Below are 1,018 nucleotides of genomic sequence, written 5' to 3'. Positions count from 1 at the left end.
CTTGATTACCATCGAACCTCAGCTAGCCTAAGCAGACGCTGGGGCATCGGTGCTGTTTGAATGCTTGAATAAATCAGCTGTTCGAGCATCTTTTCTAAATCAAAACGTCGATTAAATTTAAAACAGAACTCAGCAAGATAACGCGGTAAATGCTTGTTGTTGATAGCATGATAAGTACCATGCATTGCGTTTTTTACATTGCTAATCATTGTGTTAACCCACTTAAAATAGGGTAACTCCACGCAGTCTGCTCCACCACCAGTGACAATCGCATAGTGAAAGCTTTTTGCATCTTCAATACCACGAAAACAAGCCAGCCCATCTGAAATAACCAGTGACTTTGGCCGTAAGTGCGCTTTGGCCCAACGCGTCAGCTCTGCTTTTTTAAACCCATCAACCGCAGTAAAGCGCATGCGGATTGGGTGTCCCTCTTCGTTCATGGATACAGCAGCAACAAACGGACGCTTCCCTTTAGCACCACGGCCACGGATACCACGCTTCACACCGCCCCAGTAGGCATCGTCAATTTGGACGTAACCCTCTAACGGTGTTTCATCATCACGCTCTTTCATGGCCTGCATGAGTTTCTGCTTTACTCGCCATGCCGTGTTGTATGAGACGCCGAGTTGCCTGGACAACTCAAGGGCAGAAATACCATTCTTTTCTTGTGTTATCAGGTAAATGGCCAGAAACCAAACCGTTAAAGACAGTTTGGAGTGAGCAAATAGCGTCCCTGATATCAGTGAAGCTTGATGATGGCACCGATTACACTGAAATAAAGCGCGAGATTGCAACTGACAATACTTATCATGGCTGCAGTTGGGGCAACGGTAACCCGTCGACCAACGCATCTCGAACAACCGCTTTTGGCATTGCTCCTCAGTCCCGTAGATTTTCATAAACTGATGAATAGAAATACCTTTTTGAAATTGAACTTGATTCTTAGCCATGACTTTACCCTCATGAACTCACTTACATTAAGTGTAGTTTAAGGGGCTGAGTATTAGGGGTAATCAAG

At 45.1% G+C, this 1,018-nt stretch carries 1 protein-coding gene; it reads right to left on the bottom strand.

What is annotated here, in order from left to right:
- Positions 1–5: 5 nt before the first annotated feature.
- Positions 6–950, bottom strand: a complete 945-nt coding sequence (locus L6J37_RS21205; protein WP_237796520.1) for an IS1595 family transposase — start codon at positions 948–950, stop codon at positions 6–8.
- Positions 951–1,018: the final 68 nt, after the last annotated feature.

Origin of the sequence: Photobacterium sp. WH77 (assembly GCF_022014395.1) — a bacterium.
Classification (GTDB): domain Bacteria; phylum Pseudomonadota; class Gammaproteobacteria; order Enterobacterales; family Vibrionaceae; genus Photobacterium; species Photobacterium arenosum.
Note: the sequence above shows the minus strand (reverse complement) of the source record. Positions and strands in the feature narration are given on the sequence as shown.